Annotated in this window: 1 protein-coding gene; it reads left to right on the top strand. The window is 41.3% G+C overall.

From position 1 onward, the window contains the following. Positions 1–19: 19 nt before the first annotated feature. Positions 20–3,011, top strand: a 2,992-nt coding sequence (locus A3844_RS30855) for a non-ribosomal peptide synthetase (RefSeq protein ID WP_244169902.1), incomplete at its 3' end; no start/stop codon positions are given.

Here is a 3,011-nt window from a genome sequence, read left to right on the forward strand (position 1 = left end):
GACAGGAAGTACAGTGTATATGGTGTTGTTAGCAGCATATAACATCATGTTGTCCAAATATACAGGTCAAGAGGATATTGTGGTAGGGACTGCAGCGGCAGGACGAACTCATGCAGATGTGGAGCAAACCGTAGGTATGTTTATTAATACGCTAGCATTACGTCATTATCCGACCAAAGAGAAACCATTTAATCAATTTTTGGAAGAAGTAAAGGAACATGTTCTTCAAGCAAATGAGCATCAGAACTACCCATTCGAACAACTGGTTGAGCAGCTTGTAGTACGGCGCGATGCAGCGCGGAATCCGCTATTTGACACGATGTTTTTGCTTCAAAACATGGATATTCCGAACGTGAAGATGGGTGAAGTTATAGGTATACCTTTTGGAATAGCTCATCAAGTAGCGAAATTCGATATGACATGGGAAGCAGTAGAAGAGCAGAATGGCGAGATTGAATGTAACGTGGAATATAGTACATCGTTATATAAAAAAGAAACGTTAGAACGTATGTCTGGACATTTCGTGCAGATCTTAAGGAAGGTAGTAGAGCAAGAGCAAATTCGATTATGTGATATTGAAATGGTAACAGCAGGGGAGAAGGAACAGCTTGCATATGAGTTTAACCAAACTCAAACCGATTATCCGAAAGAAAAAACTTTGCATGCGTTATTTGAAGAACAAGTAGAGAAGACACCACATCACATTGCCGTGATGAAAGATGATCAGGCCCTAACCTATGCAGAACTTAATGCGCAAGCAAACCAATTTGCACATGTATTGCGTCGTAAAGGTGTTGAAAGAAACAACATTGTTAGTCTACTGATGGAAAGTTCTATCGAAAGAATGGTTGTAATGCTTGGGATCTTGAAAGCAGGGGGAGCATACTTACCGATAGATTCGGCAGCGCCTCTGGAACGTATTCAGCTCATTCTGGAGGATAGCGGCAGCAAGCATATTATTGTGGAAGATAAAGATATTCTTAGTGATATTTCAAAAGAGCAGGGAATATGGAGTTGGAAAGAACTTCATCAGTTATATGTAGAAGAAGAGAAAAGTAACTTAGGTAGTCTCAATAGCTCTTCGGATTTAGCATATGTAATGTATACCTCAGGTTCGACAGGTGTGCCAAAAGGAAACCTGACGATGCATTATAACGTGAGCCGGGTAGTAAAAGGGACGAACTATATTGAGATAACAGATAAAGATAATATTCTCCAATTATCTAATTATGCATTTGATGGGTCTACTTTTGATATCTATGGAGCACTTTTGAATGGTGCTAAGCTTGTGTTGTTGGATCGGGAGAAGATGCTAGATCCTGGGCGACTGGGCGAAGTGATGCAAAGAGAGGCAATAAGCATTTTATTTTTAACCACGGCTTTATTTAATGTTTTGGTTGATGAGAATATGGCTGCATTGAACGGGGTCAACCAGATATTAACAGGAGGAGAAAATCATTCTGTTATTCATATCCAGAAAGTACTTCAAAACACAAATTGTAGAATCATTCATGTATATGGTCCAACAGAAAGTACAGTATTTGCTACGGCATATGAAATACCAAATGTAACAGATGAGATTAAGAATGTTCCTATTGGCCGGCCACTTTCGAATACAGAAGTTTATGTTATGAATGGGGTTCAACTACAACCGATAGGCGTGGTTGGGGAATTGTGTATCGCAGGAGATGGTTTAGTCCAAGGGTACTTAAATCGACCAGAGTTAACAGCAGAAAAGTTCGTAGTGAACCCGTTTAAATCTGAGGAGAAAATGTACCGGAGTGGAGACTTAGCTCGGTGGTTACCAGATGGAACCCTTGAATATATGGGGCGGATGGATCATCAGGTGAAGATTCGGGGATACCGTATTGAATGTGGTGAGATCGAAGCGCAGCTGTTGGAACATGAAGAGGTTAACGAAACTGTGGTTATGGCACGAGAATCGCAGGATGGCAGCAAGTATCTGTGTGCTTATATCGTTAGTGAGACTGCCGTGGATGTAACCGAATTAAGAAGGTATTTGGAGAGACGCCTACCGAGTTATATGGTACCAGCCTACTTTATCCAGGTAGAGAGAATGCCGCTCACTTCCAACGGAAAAGTAGACCGGAAAGCTTTGCCGTTACCAGAAGAAGGTTGGATGCGAGGCAATGAATATATTGCCCCTCAAGGAGTAATGGAAGAGCAGCTTGCAGAGATCTGGAAAGAAGTACTGGGTATTGAGCAAGTCGGCCGAGCAGATAATTTTTTTGAGCTAGGTGGTCACTCATTAAAAGCGACTCGTCTAATAGCACAGGTGAAAAAAAGCTTACAAGTAGAGCTTGCAATCGTATTTGAACTTATTGGTTTAGTAGATATTCAACAAATGGTTAACATCTGGAAACAAATCATTCAACGTCATGAATCACTGCGTATGTCCTTTGCATGGGTAAATGGAGAGTTGATGCAGCGTGTTCATAACGATGTAGAAATTGAAATGATGTATGAAGAAGCAGCAGATGATATTGAAGCAAAGGACATCGTTTTGGGATGGATTCAGCCTTTTAACCTGAATGAGGGCCCACTTTGCCGGGTAGGAATGGTTCGGTTAACAGATCAGCGGCATCTCTTATTCTTTGATATTCATCATTCGGCATCGGATGGAACATCGATGGGGATTTTGATGAAGGAACTCATGTCTTTGTATCAGGGAGAGGAGTTAGCGGAAGTCAGCGTACAATACAAAGACTTCGCAGTATGGCAGCAAGAGCAGAATCAAGAGATCGTAAAAAAACAAGAAGATTATTGGTTAGATATCTATGCTGGAGAAGTGCCAGTGCTGGATATGCCAACCGATTATCCACGGCCTTTGATGCGAGATTTTAAAGGAGATGCCATCCAATTCACGATTGAATCAGACTTAGGAAAGCAAGTTCGAAACATGGCAGCTCGGACAGGAAGTACAGTGTATATGGTGTTGTTAGCAGCATATAACATCATGTTGTCCAAATATACAGGTCAAGAGGATATTG

It is taken from the genome of Paenibacillus helianthi (assembly GCF_001909055.1).
Lineage (GTDB): Bacteria > Bacillota > Bacilli > Paenibacillales > Paenibacillaceae > Paenibacillus_AQ > Paenibacillus_AQ helianthi.